This is a genomic window from Arenimonas terrae (assembly GCF_006265115.1).
Classification (GTDB): Bacteria; Pseudomonadota; Gammaproteobacteria; order Xanthomonadales; family Xanthomonadaceae; genus Arenimonas; species Arenimonas terrae.
In genome coordinates this window covers 1-18,767 of sequence record NZ_SMDR01000005.1, presented here as the reverse complement: position 1 = coordinate 18,767, position 18,767 = coordinate 1, and the positions used below count along the sequence as shown (strand labels likewise).

Sequence of the window (18,767 nt, the reverse complement as noted above, 5' to 3'; positions counted from 1 at the left end):
GTATCCGGCGCCGCCGGGGACTCGGCTTCCGCCCCGACGGCCGACAGGCGACAATGGCTGGCTGACGCGGCGCGCCTGCGCCACACACTCTCTTCGCGGAGGACCCGGACCCCGGCGTCCACCCGCCCGCACACGAGACGACGCTCCATGTCCGATACGCCCAAGATCATCTACACGCTGACCGACGAAGCCCCCTTCCTCGCCACGCAGTCCCTGCTGCCGATCGTGCAGGCCTTCGCCGGCGCCGCCGGGATCGCCGTGGAGACGCGCGACATCTCGCTGTCGGGCCGCATCCTGGCGCAGTTCCCCGAGCGCCTGCGCGAAGACCAGCGCATCGCCGACGACCTGGCCGAGCTCGGCGCGCTGGCGACCCGCCCGGAAGCCAACATCATCAAGCTGCCCAACGTCAGTGCCTCGATGCCCCAGCTCAAGGCCGCGATCAAGGAGCTGCAGGCCCGGGGCTACGACCTGCCGGACTACCCGGAAGAGCCGAAGGACGCCGCCGAAGCCGACATCAAGGCCCGCTACGACCGCACCAAGGGCAGCGCCGTGAACCCGGTGCTGCGCGAGGGCAATTCCGACCGCCGGGCGCCCAAGTCGGTGAAGGCCTACGCGCGCAAGCATCCGCACCGCATGGGCAAGTGGTCGGCGGCGTCGAAGTCGCACGTGGCGCACATGGACGGCGGCGACTTCTATGGCAGCGAGCGTTCGGCGACGATCGCCGATGCCGGCAAGCTCAAGATCGAACTGGTGGGCAAGGACGGCAAGACCACCGTGCTCAAGGACAGCGTGAAGGTGCAGGCCGGCGAAATCGTCGACGCCGCGGTGATGAGCCGCAGGGCCCTCGCCGCCTTCGTCGCCGCGCAGATCGCCGATGCCAGGGCCCAGGGCGTGCTGTTCTCGCTGCACCTCAAGGCCACGATGATGAAGGTCTCCGACCCGATCATGTTCGGCGTGGTGGTAAACGAGTTCTACAAGGACGCGCTGGCCAAACATGCGGCCGTGCTCGACCAGGCCGGCTTCGACGCCAACAACGGCATCGGCGACCTGTACTCGCGCCTGTCCGCGCTGCCCGAGGCCACCCAGGCCGCGATCAAGGCCGACATCGAGGCCGTGTACGCATCGCGCCCGGGCCTGGCCATGGTCAATTCGGACAAGGGCATCACCAACCTGCACGTGCCCAGCGACGTCATCGTCGACGCCTCGATGCCGGCGATGATCCGCGACTCCGGCGGCATGTGGGACGCCGCCGGCAAGCTGCAGGACGCCAAGGCCGTGATTCCGGACCGCTGCTACGCCGGCATCTACCAGGTGGTGATCGACGACTGCAAGGCGAACGGCGCCTTCGACCCGGCGACCATGGGCAGCGTGCCCAACGTCGGCCTGATGGCACAAAAGGCCGAAGAATATGGTTCGCACGACAAGACCTTCCAGGTCGCCGCCGACGGCGTGGTGCGCGTCACCGACGACAAGGGCGCGGTGGTGTTCGAACACGCCGTGGAAGCCGGCGACATCTGGCGCATGTGCCAGACCAAGGACGCGCCGATCCAGGACTGGGTGAAGCTGGCCGTCGACCGGTCGCGCCTCAGCGCCACGCCGGCGGTGTTCTGGCTCGACCGCAGCCGCGCGCACGACACCCAGGTGGTCGCCAAGGTCGAGCGTTACCTGAAGGACTACGACACCAAGTCGCTGGACATCCGCATCCTCGCGCCGGTCGAGGCAATGAAGCTGTCGCTGCAGCGCATCCGCGCCGGCCAGGACACCATCAGCGTCACCGGCAACGTGCTGCGCGACTACCTGACCGACCTGTTCCCGATCCTCGAGCTCGGCACCAGCGCCAAGATGCTGTCGATCGTGCCGCTGATGGCCGGCGGTGGCCTGTTCGAGACCGGCGCCGGCGGCAGCGCGCCCAAGCACGTGCAGCAGTTCACCGAAGAGAATTACCTGCGCTGGGATTCGCTGGGCGAGTTCCTGGCGCTGGCGGCGTCGCTCGAACACGTCAGCGAGCGCTGGCTGAACTCGGCGGCGCCGGTGCTGGCCAAAACGCTGGACCAGGCCAATGCCCGCATCCTCGACGAGGACCGCGGCCCCTCGCGCAAGGTCGGCGGCATCGACAACCGCGGCAGCCACTTCTACCTGGCGATGTACTGGGCGCAGGCCCTGGCCGCGCAGGACGAGGACGCGGCGCTGAAGGCGAAGTTCGCGCCGGTGGCCAAGGCCCTGACCGAAAACGAGGCGAAGATCGTCGCCGAGCTGGTCGCCGTGCAGGGCCAGCCGGTGGACATCGGCGGCTACTACCGCCCGGACCCGGCCAAGGTCGCCACCGCGATGCGCCCCAGCCCCACCCTCAACGCCGCGCTGGCCCTGCTGGGCTGATCGCCCGGCCATTGCGGAAACCGGGGCGCTTCGGCGCCCGGTTTTTTTGCCAAAAGAGCTAAAAATCGAACCCTCACAACTCGCAACAGTCAAAGCGGTTCGAAGAAACCGCTAACCCTGTTTTGAATCGCAGGACGGAAGGACGTTTGAGTGGGCGTTGAAGAAATTATTCCAAAGCCCGCTAAACGGCTTCGGAAGAAGTAGCATCTATTACGCCTTGGAGCGTTGTCCGGACCCTCTCCGGGATGGTGTTGATATCCCACACACTGAAGAACTCCGAGGACGTTGTTGGCTTTAGCTCCTCCAAGATCCAGTCGAACGTGTTGTCCCTGTTCTGAATCTTGTTCCGAATACACCATGCGTACATGTCTGCAGCCTGGAGCGGCATAAAGTCATCGTCCGTACTAAATGCTGGCAGCGCCGGAAGAAGCGGGTACAGCGCAGGGAACTCCCTCTCTACCGTCTTTAGGTAAGTCGGGTAGGCGAATATGGCGTGCTGCGCGTATACATCTTGCCTGTCAAAGATCGCCTCAAAAGGTGATGTTTCCCCGTTTCTAGCGGCATATATTGCCGCGCCGGTCATCGTGTCGTAGAACGGAGGCAGGTAGTGGTTGTCCATCCCCTTCGGCATAGCTTCGCCCCAAAGGTACACAAAGAGGTCAATGTCTAAGACGGTAACGACCGTCTGTTTGACGTGTCTCTTCAAGATCGCAACGAGCTTCTTTAGCTTTTCTGTGCGCTGCGGTTCTCGCCACTTGGCAACTGTCTTCATCTTGAAGGTTTTGATTTGCTTGCCTTCTGAAAGACATTCCTTCCATTCATCGGAGAAAACTGCCCAGCTTTCTGCTTGCGCGATAAGCCCAACAACGGAATAGAGTCGGTCTACGCCCTTTCCGCCGCTCTCATCTACCCATATCTGCATCGACATAAGGAGCCTTCGCTTTCTGGTCTCGATAAAGAGCCCGGAACTGAAAGTCGTTCCTTGAGATGGCTAAGGTCCGGGCGCATTCATCCTACGCCCTCCCCGAAAGCTGGGTTTATATTTCCTCAAGCTTGCGGGGCGCTCGTCTCTCAGCCCCCTCGGGCACGTACAAGGTGGCTTGGCATTCTTCGCCCCCGTCCGCAGCCGATGATTCGACGTAAGATCATCACACTCCGCATCCCGAGGTGGTGGCCATGAACCAGCCCGACGTCCCCGGCGTCACGCCGATGCAGCTCGACCAGAGCGTCGCCAAGAACCTGCTGTTCGGCGAGATCCTCGAGCAGAACCTGTTCCCCTACCCGGTGATGCGCGAACGCGACCGGGAGATGCTGGGCCTGATGGTCGATTCGATCGACCGCTTCCTCGACGGCCACGAGAAGGACTTCCGGCAGTGGGACACCGACGCCGCCCAGCCGCCGGAGTTCATCCAGGCCCTGCGCGAACTCGGCCTGTTCGGCCTGATCATCCCCGAGGCGCACGGCGGCCTGGAGCTGTCCAACGCCGCCTACGCGCGCGTGCTCGCCCAGACCAGCTCGCACGACAGTTCGGTGTCGCTGACCATCGGCGCGCACAGCTCGATCGGCATGAAGGGCATCCTGCTCTACGGCACCGATGAGCAGAAGGCGCGCTACCTGCCGCGCCTGGCCAGCGGCGAGATGATCGCGGCCTTCTGCCTGACCGAACCGGGCGCCGGCTCCGACGCGGCGTCGATCCGCACGTCGGCGAAACAGAATCCCGACGGCAGCTGGACCCTGAGCGGCGAGAAGCTCTGGATCACCAACGGCGGCATCGCCGACCTGTACACGGTGTTCGCGCGCACCGACGGCGACGCCGGCAAGATCACCGCCTTCGTGGTCGAGGCCGCGTGGAAAGGCGTCAGCCGCGGCCACCACGAGGACAAGATGGGCATCCGCGCCTCGTCCACCACCACGGTCGCCTTCGCCGACGTGCGGGTGCCGCCGGAGAACGTGCTGGGCGAGCCCGGCAAGGGCTTCAAGGTGGCGATGGGCATCCTCAACAATGGCCGCACGGGCCTCGGTGGCGGCGCGGTCGGCGGCATGAAGGCGCTGATCAGGCGCGCGGTGGCGCAGGCCAAGGACCGCAAGCAGTTCGACACGCCGATCGCCGAGTTCGGCCTGGTGCGCGAGAAGATCGCGCAGATGACCGTGGACTGCTTCGCGGCGGAGAGCGCGGTGTGGATGGTCGCGCACTTCATCGACAGCGGGCACCAGGACTATTCGGTGGAAGCCGCGATCAGCAAGGTCTACGCCAGCGAGGCCATGCAGCGCGCCGCCTACGAGGCGCTGCAGATCGCCGGCGGCAACGGCTACATGAAGGAGTTCCCGTACGAACGCTTCGCCCGCGACGCCCGCATCCTGCCGATCTTCGAGGGCACCAACGAGATCCTGCGGCTCTACATCGCGCTGTCGGGCCTCAAGGGCGTGGGCGCCTCGCTGAAGGAGCTGCAGTCGGCGGTGAACGCGATCTTCAATGATCCCATCAAGGGCTTCGGCCTGATGACCGGTTATGCCGAGCGTCGCTTCGCCCAGGCCACCGGCTTCGGCGCCGACCGCATCCTGCGCCAGCTGGGGCCGGATCTGCAGCCGCTGGCCAAGGTCTACGAGAAGTACGCCACCGAGCTGGCGCGCGTGGCCGATGCCGCGCTGCGCAAGCACGGCAAGGGCATCGCCGACCAGCAGCACCTGCAGAAGCGCATCGCCGACCTGGTGATCGACCTGTTCGTCGGCCTGTGCGTGCTCTCGCGCACCGACGCGCTGGTGCGCGCCGAGCCGGCGAAGGCGGAGACCGTGGTCGCGATCGCCCGCACCTTCACACGCCAGGCGCGCCGGCGAATGGCCCGCAACGTGCGCGCCTTCGAGCACAACGAGGACCCAGCGCTGGAACACATCGCCGACAAGGTGATCGCCGGCGGCACCTATCCCTGGGACGTGATCTGAAATCCGGGGTCAGAGTGCATTTATCTTGGCGGCGCGCCCTGCCTTGTCGGACGCGCTACTGAGCCATTGCCGACACTCCCGCCATCGCCTTCGCGCGAGCATTGGCTCCTCTTCCGGAGCCGACCCATGCCCCGCCGACCGCGACTGCACCTGCCCAACCTGCCGTTGCACCTCGTCCAGCGCGGCAATGACCGCCAGCCGTGTTTCCTCGACGACCGCGACCGTCGGCGCTATCTGGACGACCTTCGCGCGCTTGCTCGGGAGAATGCCTGCGCCGTCCATGCCTACGTGCTGATGACCAACCACGTGCATCTGCTGTTGACGCCCGGGCCCACCGGCCGCGTTGACCGCATGATGCAGGCACTGGGCCGCCGCTACGTCCGCTGGTTCAATGACACCCACTGCCGCAGCGGCACGTTGTGGGAGGGCCGCTACCGGTCGGGGCCGGTGCACGCCGAGGACTATCTGCTTCGCTGCCATCGCTACATCGAACTCAACCCGGTACGCGCCGGATTGGCCTCGACCGCATCGGCATTCCCCTGGTCAAGCTACGGCGCGAACGCGTTGGGGCTCGCCGACGCCCTGGTATCGCCGCACACTGTCTATCTTGCGCTCGGGCCTGACGCGATGGAGCGGCAGCGCGCATACCGTGGGTTCGTTGCCGAGAAGGTCCCGCATGAAGAGCCGGAACTGATCCGGCGGCAGCTGCGCCGCCAACAACCTCTGGGGCCGGATGCGTTCATGCGGCTGATCCAGGACGGCTCAGAGCATGACGTCGGCCCCCGGAAACGGGGGCGTCCATCCCATAAGAAAGGGACGGCGTCATCCGACGCCGCCCCTCCCGATCCACCCATCATCCCACCGAAGATAAATACACTCTGACCCCGGATTTATTTCAGGTCGAAGCGGTCCGCATTCATCACCTTGGTCCACGCGGCCACGAAGTCGTTGACGAACTTCTGCTGGCTGTCGCTCTGGGCGTAGACCTCGGCCAGGGCGCGCAGCTGCGAGTTCGAGCCGAACACCAGGTCCGACACCGTTCCGGTCCACTTCAGCTCGCCGGTCTTGCGGTCGCGGCCCTCGAGGATGTCGCGGTTGGCCTCCGAACGCTTCCACTTGGTGCGCATGTCGAGCAGGTTGACGAAGAAGTCGTTGCTCAGCGTGCCCGGACGCGTGGTGAACACGCCGTGCTTGCTGCCGCCGTAGTTGGCGTCCAGCGCGCGCAGGCCGCCGACCAGCACCGTCATCTCCGGCGCGCTCAGGGTCAGCAACGCGGCCTTGTCGACCAGCGACTCGGCTTCCGAGCCTTCAAAGCCCTTGGCGACGTAGTTTCGGAAGCCATCCACCTTCGGCTCCAGCGGCGCGAAGGAGTCGGCGTCGGTCTGCTCGGCGGTCGCATCGGTGCGGCCCGGCGCGAACGGCACCGTGACGCCGACCCCGCCCTTCTTCGCCGCCGCCTCCACCGCCGCGTTGCCGGCGATGACGATCAGGTCGGCCAGCGAGACCTTCTTGCCGCCGCCTGCCGACGCGTCGAAGTCCTTCTTGATGCCTTCCAGCACCGCCAGCACCTTGGCCAGCTGCGCCGGCTGGTTGGCTTCCCAATCCTTCTGCGGCGCCAGGCGGATGCGCGCGCCGTTGGCGCCGCCGCGCTTGTCGCTGCCGCGGAAGGTCGAGGCCGAAGCCCAGGCGGTGGCGACCAGCTGCTGGGTGGTGAGGCCCGACGCCAGCACCTTGGCCTTCAGGCCCTCGACGTCCTTGGCGTCCACCAGCGGATGGTCGACCTCGGGCACCGGGTCCTGCCAGATCAGCACTTCCTTGGGCACGTACTTGCCCAGGTAGCGCACGCGCGGGCCCATGTCGCGGTGGGTGAGCTTGAACCAGGCGCGGGCGAAGGCGTCGGCGAACTTGGCCGGGTTGGCCAGGAAATCGCGCGAGATCTTCTCGTAGGCCGGGTCCATGCGCATGGCCATGTCGGCCGTGGTCATCATCGGCTGGTGGAACACGCCCGGCGTGTGCGCATCGGGCACGGTGCGGCCGGCGTCGCCCTTGGGCTTCCACTGGTGCGCGCCGGCGGGGCTCTTGGTCAGCTCCCACTCGAAGCCGAACAGGGTCTCGAAGTAGCTCATGTCCCACTTGGTCGGCGTCGGCGTCCAGGCGCCTTCGATGCCGCTGGTGATGGTGTGGCCGGCCATGCCGCTTTCGTAGCCGTTGACCCAGCCGAAACCCTGCTGCTCGATGTCGGCGCCTTCGGGCTCTACCTGCACCAGCGACGCGTCGCCGGCGCCGTGCGCCTTGCCGAAGGTGTGGCCGCCGGCGGTCAGCGCGACGGTTTCGGCGTCGTCCATGGCCATGCGCGCGAAGGTGTCGCGGATGTCGCGGGCCGAGGCCAGCGGATCGGGATTGCCGTCCGGGCCCTGCGGGTTCACGTAGATCAGGCCCATCTGCACCGCGGCCAGCGGGTTGGCGAGCTGGCGGTCGCCCGAGTAGCGGCTGTTGGGCTTGTCGCTGGTGGCCAGCCACTCGGTTTCCGAACCCCAGTGCACGTCGGCCTGCGGTTCCCAGATGTCGGCGCGGCCGCCGCCAAAACCGAAGGTCTTGAAGCCCATCGATTCCAGCGCGACGTTGCCGGTGAGGATGAACAGGTCGGCCCAGGAAAGTTTGTTGCCGTACTTCTGCTTGATTGGCCACAGCAGGCGGCGCGCCTTGTCGAGGTTGCCGTTGTCGGGCCAGCTGTTGAGCGGGGCGAAGCGCTGGTCGCCGGTGCCGCCGCCGCCGCGCCCGTCCCAGATGCGGTAGGTGCCGGCCGCATGCCAGGCCATGCGGATGAAGAAGGGGCCGTAGTGGCCGTAGTCGGCCGGCCACCATTCCTGCGAATCGGTCATCAGGCCGTGCAGGTCCTTGATCACCGCGTCGAGGTCGAGGGTCTGGAATTCCTTGCGGTAGTCGAAGGCCTCGCCGAGCGGATTCGCGCGCGGCGAGTGCTGGTGCAGGATCCCGAGGTTGAGCTGGTTCGGCCACCAGTCGGCATTGCTCCAGGCCCCGGTGATGGCCTGGCTGCGGGCGCCGCCCGAGAAAGGACATTTGGCTTCGTTCGACATCGGGGCTCTCCTTGGGGTAGCGGCGGCTGCCGGGCCCTTGAAGCTACGCCCCGAAGATGACGTTGCAAAATGAATGTTTGTGATGCGTTCGATAGCCGGCGGCTATCGCCAACGCTGCAGCGACCAGGCCATGAGGGGTCCGATCATGAGCGCATGCAGCGCCACGCAGGTCGCCACCCAGGGCGGGTAGTGGTGGCTCGAGGCCGGGGCGATCTGCGGCACGACCAGCTGGTAGACCACGACGCAGGCCAGCGTCCCGTAGATGGCGCCGACGCCGAACGCACCTTCCCGCGGCGCCCGCTTCGCGGGCAGCAGCGCGTCCAGCACCGCGACCATGCCGGCATAGATGGCCAGATGCACACCCGCGCCGACCGCGAGCACCGCGGCGGTATCGGGCGGCTGCGGCCCGAGCGCCCAGCCCGCGATCGCGCGCAGCACCTGCGCAGGCGAAACCCCATGGGTCGACCAGTAGGCGAAGGCACCGGCGAGGTCGAGCGCCGAGGCGGCGAGGGCCAGCGCGGCCAGCCGCGCGACGTGCGCGGCCCGGGGCATCGCAGCGGGCACCGGGTCGGGACGGAACGGCAGGGAGGGCAGTCGCATGGGGAGCTCCTGGTCGACGGGGCGGCGCGGGGCCCGGGGCGGACCGGCCGCCCCTGCATTGGACGCCCGCCAGAGCCGGCCCGACCGACCAATCGGGCCGGCCGGCGCGCAGGCCAATTCAGGTTCCGCCTTTTCCTGCACTTTGCCCGGCCGACGTATAGTCATCGCCCACCGCTCCTGCGCTGCCTCCATGCTGCCCACCCTCGACGAATTCCGGCTCGCCCGGCCGCCGGCCACTTCGGCCCTGGACGATGATCCGTTCCATCTTTACTGGCGCGAGGGCGATCGCATCCTGTGCCGTCTCGACCGGGTGGTGGCCGGGGCGGACGCCGACAGCTTCGTGTTCTACCTCGGCGCCTTCGCCCGCGACCGGCGGCGCTGCTATTTTCTCGAGAGCCGCCTCAATGGCGCCGATCCCGAGCGGTTCCACGCGCTCAACTACACCTGGTTCAAGGACGCGAACGCGGTGTGGTGCATCGGCGGCAAGGTCAAGGACGCCCATGCGGCCTCGTTCGAGGCCTGCGACGACGGCGTCGATGACCTGGACGGCACCTGGATTCCGCACAGCTACGGTCGCGATGAAGCCCGGGTGTTCCATTACGACTTCAGCGGCAAGGCGAACTGGGTCCGCAAGGCCGAGTCGGCCAGCTTCCGTTCCCTCGGCGACGGATACTTCGGCGTGGACGCGCGCACCGTGTTCTGCGGCCACGCCAGCATCGCCAAGGCCGATGTCGCCAGCTGGCGCAAGCTCGGCGGCTTCTACAGCCGCGACGACCGCCGCATCTTCTATTTCAACCGCGAGATCACCGTCGCCGACCCGCATAGCTTCCGCGTGGTGCCCGCTGCCGACGGCCGGACGCAGCTGGCGCGGGATGATCGCCACCGCTACGTCAACGACGTGCCCATCGGCGGCGACCCGGTGGCCGCGGCCCGCTGGCGCGACATGGCGCCGCCCGAAGAGACGGCGGCGCGGCCGCTGGCCTAGACCTCGCCCGCTCGACGGGCCGCTGCGGAGGGCTGTGGTAGCCTCCGCGCACGTTCGACAACCCCGGAGCCGACCATGCGCCTTACCCCGCTCGCCCTCGCCCTGTCCGCCAGCCTGCTGCTGTCCGCCTGCGGCGCCTCCGATACGCCGGCCGATGGCGTCAACGCCGCGCCCGCCGACGCGGTCGCCGCTGCGGCCGACACCACCGCGCCCGCGGCCGACGAGACCGCCGCGCGCAACGCCCACCTCGATCCGATGGACGCGGTGCTGGCCGGCGACTGGCGCGACCCCGCCAACACCCCGCGCGACGCCTGGCGCCATCCGCGCGAGACGCTCGCCTTCTTCGGCGTCGGCCCCAGCCAGCGCATCGTCGAGATCAGCCCGGGCGGCGGCTGGTACACCGAGATCCTCGCCCCGCTGGCGCGCGGCAAGGGCAGCTACACCGGCGTGATCAACGACCCGGCCAAGGCCGGCAGCGAACGCGCCACCGAGTACTACGCCAAGAACAACCAGAAGTTGCGCGACAAGCTGGCCACGCGCGCCGACGTCTACGGCAACGCCACCCTGCTCGAGATCGACCCGAAGGCGCCGGTGATCGGCGAACCCGGCTCGGCCGACGTGGTGCTGACCTTCCGCAACGTGCACAACTGGGTCAACGACGGCAGCGAGGCGGCGATGTTCAAGGCCTTCTTCGACGCCCTGCGCCCGGGCGGCGTGCTGGGCGTGGTCGAACACCGCGCGGCCGCCGGCAAGACGCTGGAGGAAGTGAAGGACAGCGGTTACCTGCCCGAGGACTACGTGATCGGCCTGGCCACCGCCGCCGGTTTCGTGCTCGAGGAGAAGAGCGAGATCAACGCCAACCCGGCCGACACCAAGGACCACCCGAACGGCGTCTGGACCCTGCCGCCCTCGAACAACCACGAAGAGGCCGACAAGGCCAAGTACGCCGCCATCGGCGAAAGCGACCGCATGACCCTGCGCTTCGTGAAGCCGCAGGGCGAAGCGGCGGCGGAGACGCCGGCCCAGTAATCGCCAACGCAGTTGCCCGACGGAGAGCCCTCCCTTGCGGAGGGCTCATTCGTTTCGTGGAGCCCTGCCAGGTCAGGGTGCCTTCGGAGCAGCCGCCTTGAGCAGCCAGGCAACCGGAATGAAAGTCAGCCAGATGCTGAAGTAGAAAACCGTCAGGTACCAATGCGACGTCAGGAAGCCCGCGCCCAGGCCCAGGTACCAGCCGCAATACAATGTGTCGTAAACGGCAAATGGAATCGTGTAGTAAACCGAAAGCCAGAAGGCGCGAGAGAATCGAACGTCCTCACGGCAACGGCCAAGCACGTACACGGCGTACAGCGTGAATACGACGGAAAGGAAAGTACAAACAACGCCCATGACGGGTGTCGAGTACTGTTGGAAGTAGTCAGGAAGGCCGGCAAGCCAGAAAACGATCCACACAACGCTGGCCTGCAGCAGCAGTGCCGTATGTTTCTTCGGACTCATGGGTTGGGGCCTGTCGCCTTGAGACAATCCGCGCCGAAGGTGTCGGCTTGAATGATTGGTTGGCCATCACTCGATCGGGACATTGTGCTGCTGCTCACCGACCCGGTAATGCAGGTAGCTGCCGACCGGGGCACCCAGCTCCTTGAGCTTTCCTGCGACAGCGGGAGCATTGACCTCCGGGTCAACGAGGTCGAAGCCGATGTCCACCCAGTTCGGCTCTCCGCCAGGTCCGGTTGTCGTGCCGCCGCCAGTCACCTCGCCTATGCCTCGTTCCTTCAAGAACACATCCAGTGGTTGGCCGTACTTCCGGCCTCTGGCCACCGGCATGATTGCCTCATTGATGTTCGCCGTGACAGAGACCATTTCCTCTTTCTGAGCTCCGGCTGCATTGCAGGTGAAGCCGCCCAGCAACAGCATCGCGACTGCGGAGAATGTTCTCATGGTGGCTAACATCCTAGTTGAGCCGCGCCGAAGGCGTCGGTTTGAATGAATGGTTAGGCCCCGAACTGCGGGCGCCTTGAGTGTAGGAAAACGGAGATGGCGGCCTGGGCCACCCCGCTGACAATTAGTGCGATACCGGCCACGAGCGCAACAAGAACTCCGTCCATGTGATTATCGAAAAGCCACCACAGTTTGGCATGCAGGTCTTGTAGTGGCTGTAGGGCCTGTTCGTTGCCCTCCAGCAATCTCCGCAACTTACCGTGTTCGCGAACCAGCCCGTTACCTAGAAATGGTGGATCAGCGAACAACGGAATGGCCCAGATAAATGAAATGCAGCCGACGACTACTTGAAGGGCGGCAATGATCAACTGAAAGGCAAGCGCAACTCTGTTGAGCATGATCTATCCAGCCTAACGCCTTAGTTAAGCCGCGCCGTGAATCGGCGTCGGCTTGGACGAATTGTTATGCCCCATACCGTGCCCTTACAACCAAGCCACGAGTTAGCTCTCCAATGTCCGATGGCACGTGAGCGATGTTGAGGGCTCCGAGAATTGAATCAGCACGGACAATGGCAAATTTCAAACCATCTGCGCGCGTGATGACCAGCCCAGCGTCGTAAACGACAGACTCAGCGACGCCTTGCTCGGACGCTTCCAGCACTTCAATGCTTGCCACACGCGCTACCGCGCCAAGGCGGACGCTGAGGTGATCCATCCTGTAGTTGCCGGTATTCTTCGGCGGCTTGTGATTGTAGTAGATGCCGCGTGGTGCATTAGCAACGCGAACCGAGAGCAGGTGATAGTCCAACCAGTCTTTGGGCGTATCAGCCCAATCACTCTCAATGACGATGAACTTCCTGGCACCGATAGGGATGGAGACCGACATTACCTCGAGAACGGAGTCGCCCACGGTGATATCGCAGCTCTCACTCAGCAGGGTTTGAATTTCCGAGCCTACGAGCTGCCCAATAGCCCTCTCGGATTCTTCGTCAAACCGCTGCGATTTTTCATCCATGGGGCATAACGCCTGAGTTAAGCCGCGCCGCGAAGCGGCGTCGGCTTGAATGAATTGTTAGGCGCCGGCATTGCGGAGCCTCAAATGCGACTGCGTGGGCTGCAATAGATCCCACATGTTGCCGTAGAGGTCTAGAAACACTGCCACCGTGCCATACGGATGCTCTTTTGGCTCCCGAACGAATACGACGCCTTTTGCTCTGTAGGACTCGTAGTCTCGCCAGAAGTCGTCCGTGTAGAGAAACAGAAAAACACGACCGCCCGTTTGGACGCCAATGTGGGACTCCTGCTCAGGTGTTGACGCCCGGGCGAGCAGCAGTTGTGACTCGGTTGCGCCTGGTGGGGAGACAACAACCCAACGTTTGGATTGCTCTGGAACAAGAGTGTCCTCAACGAGCCGAAAGCCGAGCGTACCAACAAAGAATGCGAGAGCCTCGTCGTAATCACGAACAACGAGGGATACAAGACCGAGAGATTGATGCATTGGGCTGCGTATGAGGTTTGTGAGGCGCCTAACGCCTTAGTTAAGCCGCGCCGAAGGCGTCGGCTTGAATGATTAGTTAGGCGGGAACTTTGCCATACGTGGACCTGATGCAGAAGTCCTTGAGCGCAGAAACCAGCTGATGGGTGAAAAGTTGAATGCCGAAGAAGTCTGGGACGCTAAAGAACCCCGTCACGATGTACTCGAATCGCTTTGACGAGTAGTGCTCGTTGAGGAGAGCCAGCGCCTTCATTTCTGTTGGGCTTATTTTCGCGAATTGACCAAGGCGGTGGCGGCGGGCGCGCCGCAAGAGTGCAACAAGATCATGGCCGTATGCGCGACCGCGGAGCTCCGAATACGAAACGCCCCGAGCGACAAGAAAAGCTTTGAGAGCAAGTTCGATTGATCGCCCATAGAGAAAGTACGCCGGGTCTGAGTATTTGTCCTTCGCGGCGTTGGCGACAATGCCGCCGGCCACTGAATAGTCCCGCGCAAATCGCCAGAGCCCAGCAGATGTTGTGCGACCAGCGTCCATTCGCGCCTAACGCCTTAGTTAAGCCGCGCCGAAGGCGTCGGCTTGAATGATGAGTTAGGCCTCACCCTAGAAGTGCTGCCCTTTGCGAGGCTTGGCAACGACTTGCCAATCATCCTCGTGGACAACAATACCGGGGTCTGTGGTCCGAAGCACGTCTACGTGGAGCCCATGGATGTCCAGTAGCCCTTTGAGTTGCCACATGCGCCTAATGGCCTCCGCTGCGGCGGGTTTGAACCAAGAGATTGCGCGGCGGTGCTCGGTGCGATCGAGCGCGGACGGGATGCGGAGGTTCTCGTTGAACCAAGACAGGGCGAGCCGTAGCTCCTGATGCTCGTCAACCGTCAGGTCTCCCTCATCGCGAAGCGTGTGAGCGGCCACCAAGACGCCGCTGGTGCGTCCGGAATCTGGGTCATCTGCCAGAACTGTGAAACGGATGAGCATGAAGTCTGATGTGAGGCCTAACGCCTTGAGTTAAGCCGCGCCGAAGGCGTCGGCTTGAATGATTAGTTAGGCATCTGGCCTAGAACGAGCGCTGAGCTTGGCGTAAGGCCGGGTGGTGGGCAAGGCCCTGAACCAACTCCCCATCTGCGCCGCTGATTCGCACCCATCCCTCGTGGGAAACGGATATCACCACGCGGCCGTCCGTCGAAGCCAGCTCCATGTCGGAGTGGCCGGGTATGAATATCCCTTGCGCCGAACTCTGCGACAGAAAGCTTGCGAGTCGGCCTAGTGAAATGGACATTGGCTTGTACCAAAGATCTGGATGAACTTCGCATCCGTAGCCATACGCACCGACCCATTCGGCCGGCCCGCCAGACTCCTGCAGCACCCCTGGGAGGGCAAGCAAGAACGCCGAAATTGCTCCCGCGTTCTGTGGCTCAGCTCGAACTGTCTTGCCTTGAGTCACGTTGGAGGCCTAACGCCTGAGTTAAGCCGCGCCGAAGGCGTCGGCTTGAATGATTAGTTAGGGCTCACTTGCCGGACTGCCAGCAAAACCGGCGTCCGGTGGTGGCCCGTGTGAGCTGAGAAAAGCTGGCCAGAAACCTTGATTTTCCGGCCTCGCAAATGGAGGAGTGAAGGAGACTCCGGTCCCTGGACTAATTGAATCTCCCTAATGCCAGTCACCCTTCCCGCCTCAGTCGAGGGCGGTGAGGCGGCGTCTACGCACATTTCCGAAGGTAGCACCAAGATCCACTGCTGCTCCAGGCGATCGCCCGCCTGAACACTTTCGTAGTTCGGCGGTCCGGGGTAGTCGCGCAACTCCAGGCTGCCCGTAAGTTCGGTCGTCTCGGGCCCGTACTGAGCACAACCTGCGCCTTGAACCTGGCACGCAGTAAGAAAAAGCATTGCGAGCGCTACAAGCTGTCTCATGAGCCCTAACGCCTGAATTAAGCCGAGCCGCGAAGCGGCTTCGGCTTGAATGAATTGTTAGAGGTCAGTGAGTTGTTCTAGCTGATCAGAGTAAGCGAACCGACAGAACACATAACTAGCCGCAAGCGCCATTGAAATCGCCGCCAACCCGGAAAGAACACCATTGGACAAGAACGGGACTGCGAGACCGATGCTAATGGCATAGACGAAGAATGGACCGCCGTAGCCGAGATGTCTTAAGAGCGTGAGCAATGGGGCGATAATAACAAGGCCGAACACAAAGATGAAAACCGGCGCAACAACTGCACCAAGAGCAATGTTCTTGACTATCTCGATGCCGGCATATTGAGCTTGATAACGAATCGCAGCGACGGCTGAAATCAAAAGGCCAAGAGGCAAGCCAGCCAGCAGGCTTGCCAAAGCAACGTTGCCAATGATCTTCTCTGGACGCGCCGAGAATGTGTCCATGACCTCTAACGCCTGAGTTAAGCCGCGCCGAAGGCGTCGGCTTGAATGATTAGTTAGGCCGCACTAGGGCGACACCCAGTGAGCCTTGTGCACCACATTGCCCGCTGCATCGAGCTCCACTGACCAAGCCTCTATCCCGGGAAGCACGGGCGCCTCCCACCAAAGGCGGACTCGACAAGGTTCTCGGCAAGGGGCACTCGCATAGCGCTCGTAAAGCCCCTCCGGTAGCTCGCGATAGTTGGGCTTGCCCATGAGGTTTACCACAGCTTCCTCGGACATCCCGATAGGGACCGCGGAAAAATCACGCTCGTAGCGATTGGTCATGACCGAGTGATACAGAAACGCAGAAGTGATCGTCACGACTACGACGAACGCGATCAAGAAGGACGGTCTTGTCATTTGCGGCCTAACGCCTAAGTTAAGCCGCGCCGAAGGCGTCGGCTTGAATGATTGGTTAGGCCAGCTTTTCCAGGCTGAGCCTACGGAAGCTCAAAATTCTTTCTGTGCCGATGTATCTCAACCAACCTACCGTCCTGAAACGTCAGGCGAATGGTATTAAAGAACTCTGTGGGGCCGTCCAGCTGAAGACTCCACTGATCGTGCGGCCTCAGCCTGTCGATTTGGTCTGTGGTGGGTGCGACGGTGAATCGGTCTCCCGCCCTTGGGCCCAAATCTATGTAGATGACTGCGTTGGGATGGGCCTCACGAAGCGCAGAAGCCTGCTCAATGACGTGTTGCTTGGAACTTCCAACGGAAAAGCCATAGGCAGATCCTGAAACGACAGTCTCATTGATGTAGGTCGCGGCGAGGTAGGCAGCGTAGCCGCCGAGGACGAGCGCGGGAGTCAAGACTGCTGCCAATAGGAACTTGTGCCACAGCTTCATCTCGCTCGATTCTCCGGGCCTAACGCCTGAGTTAAGCCGCGCCGAAGGCGTCGGCTTGAATGTGTGGTTAGGCCGGCCGGATGTGCCGCTTATGACCGGAGCCCTAATTGCCAGAGTCTGCCCGATGTTGCCAGCGGATGCTAAGCCCGAAGCCGACCAGCCCGGTCAGGGCTGCTACAACCCAGGCGATGGTCTCGTGCGGGATGAAAGTAATGGCCAACCAACAGAGCACGCCCGTTGCAGCTAGCCCGCAATAGAACCGCCAAGACAGAAGAACGTCACCTAGCTCGAAGATGTCAAGTAACGACATATGCTCCCGCTCTTCTGCGGCCTAACGCCTTAGTTAAGCCGCGCCGAAGGCGTCGGCTTGAATGATTAGTTAGGCCCGCGGGTGCGTGCCCAATGCACAAATTAACTCTTTCAAGGCTGGGTCGATGTTTACCCAGGTAGTTTGACTCGTAATCCTGAGGTCGCACCCATATTCGTCCTTGGTCGCTGCAACGATCTGTGCGAACCAGTCGGTGTAGGACCAAGCCCTAGGAGGGGGTGAATAAAGAAACTGCCCCTGCTCATCCCAGTGGACCTCCATCGCTGCGCGATAGATATACGCGAAATCAGTTGCCGCCGGCCATACGCATAGCCGCCCACTGGAATCAATCTCCACCCTTGAGATGTTGTCCGATTTCATCGGCCTAACGCCTAAGTTAAGCCGCGCCGAAGGCGTCGGCTTGAATGATTAGTTAGGGCTCTGCTTGGCCCGGAGGTGACTGCCAAATATTGCACCGAAGGACGAAAGGAACGCAAAGAACGCCAAAGCCAAGAAAACTGCCCATGCGGGAAAGTTGACTACGACCGCTGCGCTCAGAGCGATGACTGGCAGCGCGCCGATTGCGCCTGCAATGGCGCCCTGAAGAATGGGGCGTGTCCGGGCGAAGTAAGCAGAAGAGAATCCCGAAACCACCGGAAGTAGTACCCCGCATATTTGAGTGATGCCAGAAACAATGCGCCTCGTAGCTTCATCCTCACCGGCTAGCATTGAGAGGCCGCCAAGAATAAGGCAGCCCAAAACGAAGATGCCCGCGCCGAGAAGGATGGCCCTTGCGTCGATCTGGTTCGTCATCTGAGCCCTAACGCCTAAGTTAAGCCGCCGCCGGCCCAAGAAGCATGACTTGCGTCGCGTCCATCCCCGGCGGTCGGCTTGAATGAATGGTTAGGCCGGACGCTAAGCCGCGGAAAGGCGCTTTGCAAGTCATGTTGGGCCGAAATGGCTGGGCCCGCTGGGCGAACTGTGACGGACGACAACGAAGGGCCGCCCTGACGATGGGTTGTGCGACAACCGAGCCGGCGGCGGAGGACGACCACACGCGAAATGGCTGGAAGCGGGCGACCAAGACCCGCACTGGAACTTCCCGAAGCCAGAGACGACATCGGCCCGCGAACGGGCCGAAGCAACTGAAGCGGATGAAGGCCTAACGCCTGAATTAAGCCGCGTCGCGGAGCGACGTCGGCTTGAATGATTAGTTAGGTGGCCGGTGGCGGCGCAATGGCTGCAACCGCTTGCGTGCCACACTCCGAACAAACAAGATCTTCGCGCCATACATTGTTGTTCGCGCCCCCCGCTAGCAATGATCCACACTTCACGCACCGAAACTCAGAGGATCTGCTTCTCTCGCGGGCGGGCACATAGCGAACGCCTTGCTCATCAAACTCAACAACCCACCAAGCGCGGTTGTGATCGTACTGCGCAGTACCGTGCCCCTCGAGATCCTCACTCTCGTCGGATTCGTCGTATGCGATTAACGGAAGGCCGCGCGTAAGTACGACACCTGCATTGGATAGATCGCGAAGGCTTCCAAATGTATCGAGAACCACCGCCGTGCGACTGGTGTCCACGACGCCGGCTACCAGGCCGTTGAAGTCGGCGTAGATTCGCACTGGCGATATTGTTCCCACGGCCACCTAACGCCTAAGCTAAGCGGCGCCGGCCGCGGCAGTCATTTGTGCCAGATAGACGGACCGGCGTCCGCTTGAGCACGTGGTTAGGCCAACGCTAAGCCGCGGGCTGCATGGTTGCAAGCGCG

The 18,767-nt window shown here is 63.3% G+C and carries 20 protein-coding genes; 5 read left to right on the top strand and 15 right to left on the bottom strand.

Annotated elements, in window-relative coordinates; genetic code table 11:
- Positions 1 to 147: 147 nt before the first annotated feature.
- Entirely contained in the window at positions 148 to 2,376 is a 2,229-nt protein-coding gene (locus tag E1B00_RS14760) for an NADP-dependent isocitrate dehydrogenase (RefSeq protein ID WP_139450194.1), read from the top strand.
- Between the two features lie 181 nt (positions 2,377 to 2,557).
- Here the strand turns inward: E1B00_RS14760 and E1B00_RS14755 are convergent, their stop codons facing one another.
- Positions 2,558 to 3,304 carry a DUF3800 domain-containing protein gene (locus E1B00_RS14755; RefSeq protein WP_139450192.1) on the bottom strand — a complete coding sequence of 249 codons (747 nt, stop codon included), beginning with the start codon at positions 3,302 to 3,304 and terminating at the stop codon, positions 2,558 to 2,560.
- A gap of 248 nt (positions 3,305 to 3,552) precedes the next feature.
- On the opposite strand from E1B00_RS14755, the gene E1B00_RS14750 reads away from it, so the two are divergent.
- Positions 3,553 to 5,316, top strand: coding sequence for an acyl-CoA dehydrogenase family protein (locus E1B00_RS14750; RefSeq protein ID WP_139450189.1), 1,764 nt, complete (start codon positions 3,553 to 3,555; stop codon positions 5,314 to 5,316).
- 126 nt (positions 5,317 to 5,442) lie between these two features.
- Entirely contained in the window at positions 5,443 to 6,198 is a 756-nt protein-coding gene (locus E1B00_RS14745; protein WP_246048750.1) for a transposase, read from the top strand.
- Positions 6,199 to 6,206: 8 nt separating this feature from the next.
- On the opposite strand, the gene katG is transcribed toward E1B00_RS14745, so the two are convergent.
- The gene (gene katG / locus E1B00_RS14740) at positions 6,207 to 8,414 is read right to left on the bottom strand and encodes a catalase/peroxidase HPI (protein WP_139450186.1); all 2,208 of its coding nucleotides are present in this window, start codon (positions 8,412 to 8,414) and stop codon (positions 6,207 to 6,209) included.
- 102 nt (positions 8,415 to 8,516) lie between these two features.
- A complete protein-coding gene (locus tag E1B00_RS14735) occupies positions 8,517 to 9,014 on the bottom strand; it encodes a hypothetical protein (protein WP_139450183.1) in 498 nt (165 codons plus the stop codon).
- A 190-nt stretch (positions 9,015 to 9,204) separates the two neighbouring features.
- Here E1B00_RS14735 and E1B00_RS14730 point away from each other — a divergent pair, with 190 nt between their 5' ends.
- Positions 9,205 to 9,999 carry a DKNYY domain-containing protein gene (locus E1B00_RS14730; RefSeq protein ID WP_176693284.1) on the top strand — a complete coding sequence of 265 codons (795 nt, stop codon included), beginning with the start codon at positions 9,205 to 9,207 and terminating at the stop codon, positions 9,997 to 9,999.
- Between the two features lie 75 nt (positions 10,000 to 10,074).
- The gene (locus E1B00_RS14725; protein WP_139450179.1) at positions 10,075 to 11,028 is read left to right on the top strand and encodes a class I SAM-dependent methyltransferase; all 954 of its coding nucleotides are present in this window, start codon (positions 10,075 to 10,077) and stop codon (positions 11,026 to 11,028) included.
- 72 nt (positions 11,029 to 11,100) lie between these two features.
- Here the strand turns inward: E1B00_RS14725 and E1B00_RS14720 are convergent, their stop codons facing one another.
- The 12 genes from E1B00_RS14720 to E1B00_RS14670 form a co-directional block, all read right to left on the bottom strand.
- Positions 11,101 to 11,493, bottom strand: coding sequence for a hypothetical protein (locus tag E1B00_RS14720; RefSeq protein WP_139450176.1), 393 nt, complete (start codon positions 11,491 to 11,493; stop codon positions 11,101 to 11,103).
- Between the two features lie 66 nt (positions 11,494 to 11,559).
- On the bottom strand, positions 11,560 to 11,934 hold the full coding sequence (locus tag E1B00_RS14715) for a hypothetical protein (protein WP_139450174.1): 375 nt from the start codon (positions 11,932 to 11,934) through the stop codon (positions 11,560 to 11,562).
- Positions 11,935 to 11,987: 53 nt separating this feature from the next.
- Positions 11,988 to 12,332: a hypothetical protein gene (locus E1B00_RS14710; protein ID WP_139450171.1), complete on the bottom strand. Its 345-nt coding sequence runs from the start codon at positions 12,330 to 12,332 to the stop codon at positions 11,988 to 11,990.
- A 64-nt stretch (positions 12,333 to 12,396) separates the two neighbouring features.
- Positions 12,397 to 12,948, bottom strand: coding sequence for a hypothetical protein (locus tag E1B00_RS14705; RefSeq protein ID WP_139450168.1), 552 nt, complete (start codon positions 12,946 to 12,948; stop codon positions 12,397 to 12,399).
- Positions 12,949 to 13,005: 57 nt separating this feature from the next.
- Entirely contained in the window at positions 13,006 to 13,431 is a 426-nt protein-coding gene (locus E1B00_RS14700; protein WP_139450164.1) for a VOC family protein, read from the bottom strand.
- A gap of 76 nt (positions 13,432 to 13,507) precedes the next feature.
- The gene (locus E1B00_RS14695; protein ID WP_139450162.1) at positions 13,508 to 13,963 is read right to left on the bottom strand and encodes a HEPN domain-containing protein; all 456 of its coding nucleotides are present in this window, start codon (positions 13,961 to 13,963) and stop codon (positions 13,508 to 13,510) included.
- Positions 13,964 to 14,029: 66 nt separating this feature from the next.
- Positions 14,030 to 14,404 carry a hypothetical protein gene (locus E1B00_RS14690; protein ID WP_139450159.1) on the bottom strand — a complete coding sequence of 125 codons (375 nt, stop codon included), beginning with the start codon at positions 14,402 to 14,404 and terminating at the stop codon, positions 14,030 to 14,032.
- A 519-nt stretch (positions 14,405 to 14,923) separates the two neighbouring features.
- Positions 14,924 to 15,133: a DUF4431 domain-containing protein gene (locus E1B00_RS15955; protein WP_425456527.1), complete on the bottom strand. Its 210-nt coding sequence runs from the start codon at positions 15,131 to 15,133 to the stop codon at positions 14,924 to 14,926.
- A gap of 258 nt (positions 15,134 to 15,391) precedes the next feature.
- Positions 15,392 to 15,802 (bottom strand): hypothetical protein, encoded by a 411-nt coding sequence (locus E1B00_RS14680; protein ID WP_139450153.1) that lies wholly within the window; start codon positions 15,800 to 15,802, stop codon positions 15,392 to 15,394.
- 479 nt (positions 15,803 to 16,281) lie between these two features.
- Positions 16,282 to 16,686 carry a hypothetical protein gene (locus tag E1B00_RS14675; RefSeq protein WP_139450150.1) on the bottom strand — a complete coding sequence of 135 codons (405 nt, stop codon included), beginning with the start codon at positions 16,684 to 16,686 and terminating at the stop codon, positions 16,282 to 16,284.
- A gap of 379 nt (positions 16,687 to 17,065) precedes the next feature.
- Positions 17,066 to 17,374, bottom strand: a complete 309-nt coding sequence (locus E1B00_RS15950; protein ID WP_176693282.1) for a hypothetical protein — start codon at positions 17,372 to 17,374, stop codon at positions 17,066 to 17,068.
- 48 nt (positions 17,375 to 17,422) lie between these two features.
- Positions 17,423 to 17,806: a hypothetical protein gene (locus tag E1B00_RS14670; RefSeq protein WP_139450148.1), complete on the bottom strand. Its 384-nt coding sequence runs from the start codon at positions 17,804 to 17,806 to the stop codon at positions 17,423 to 17,425.
- Positions 17,807 to 18,767 lie beyond the last annotated feature (961 nt).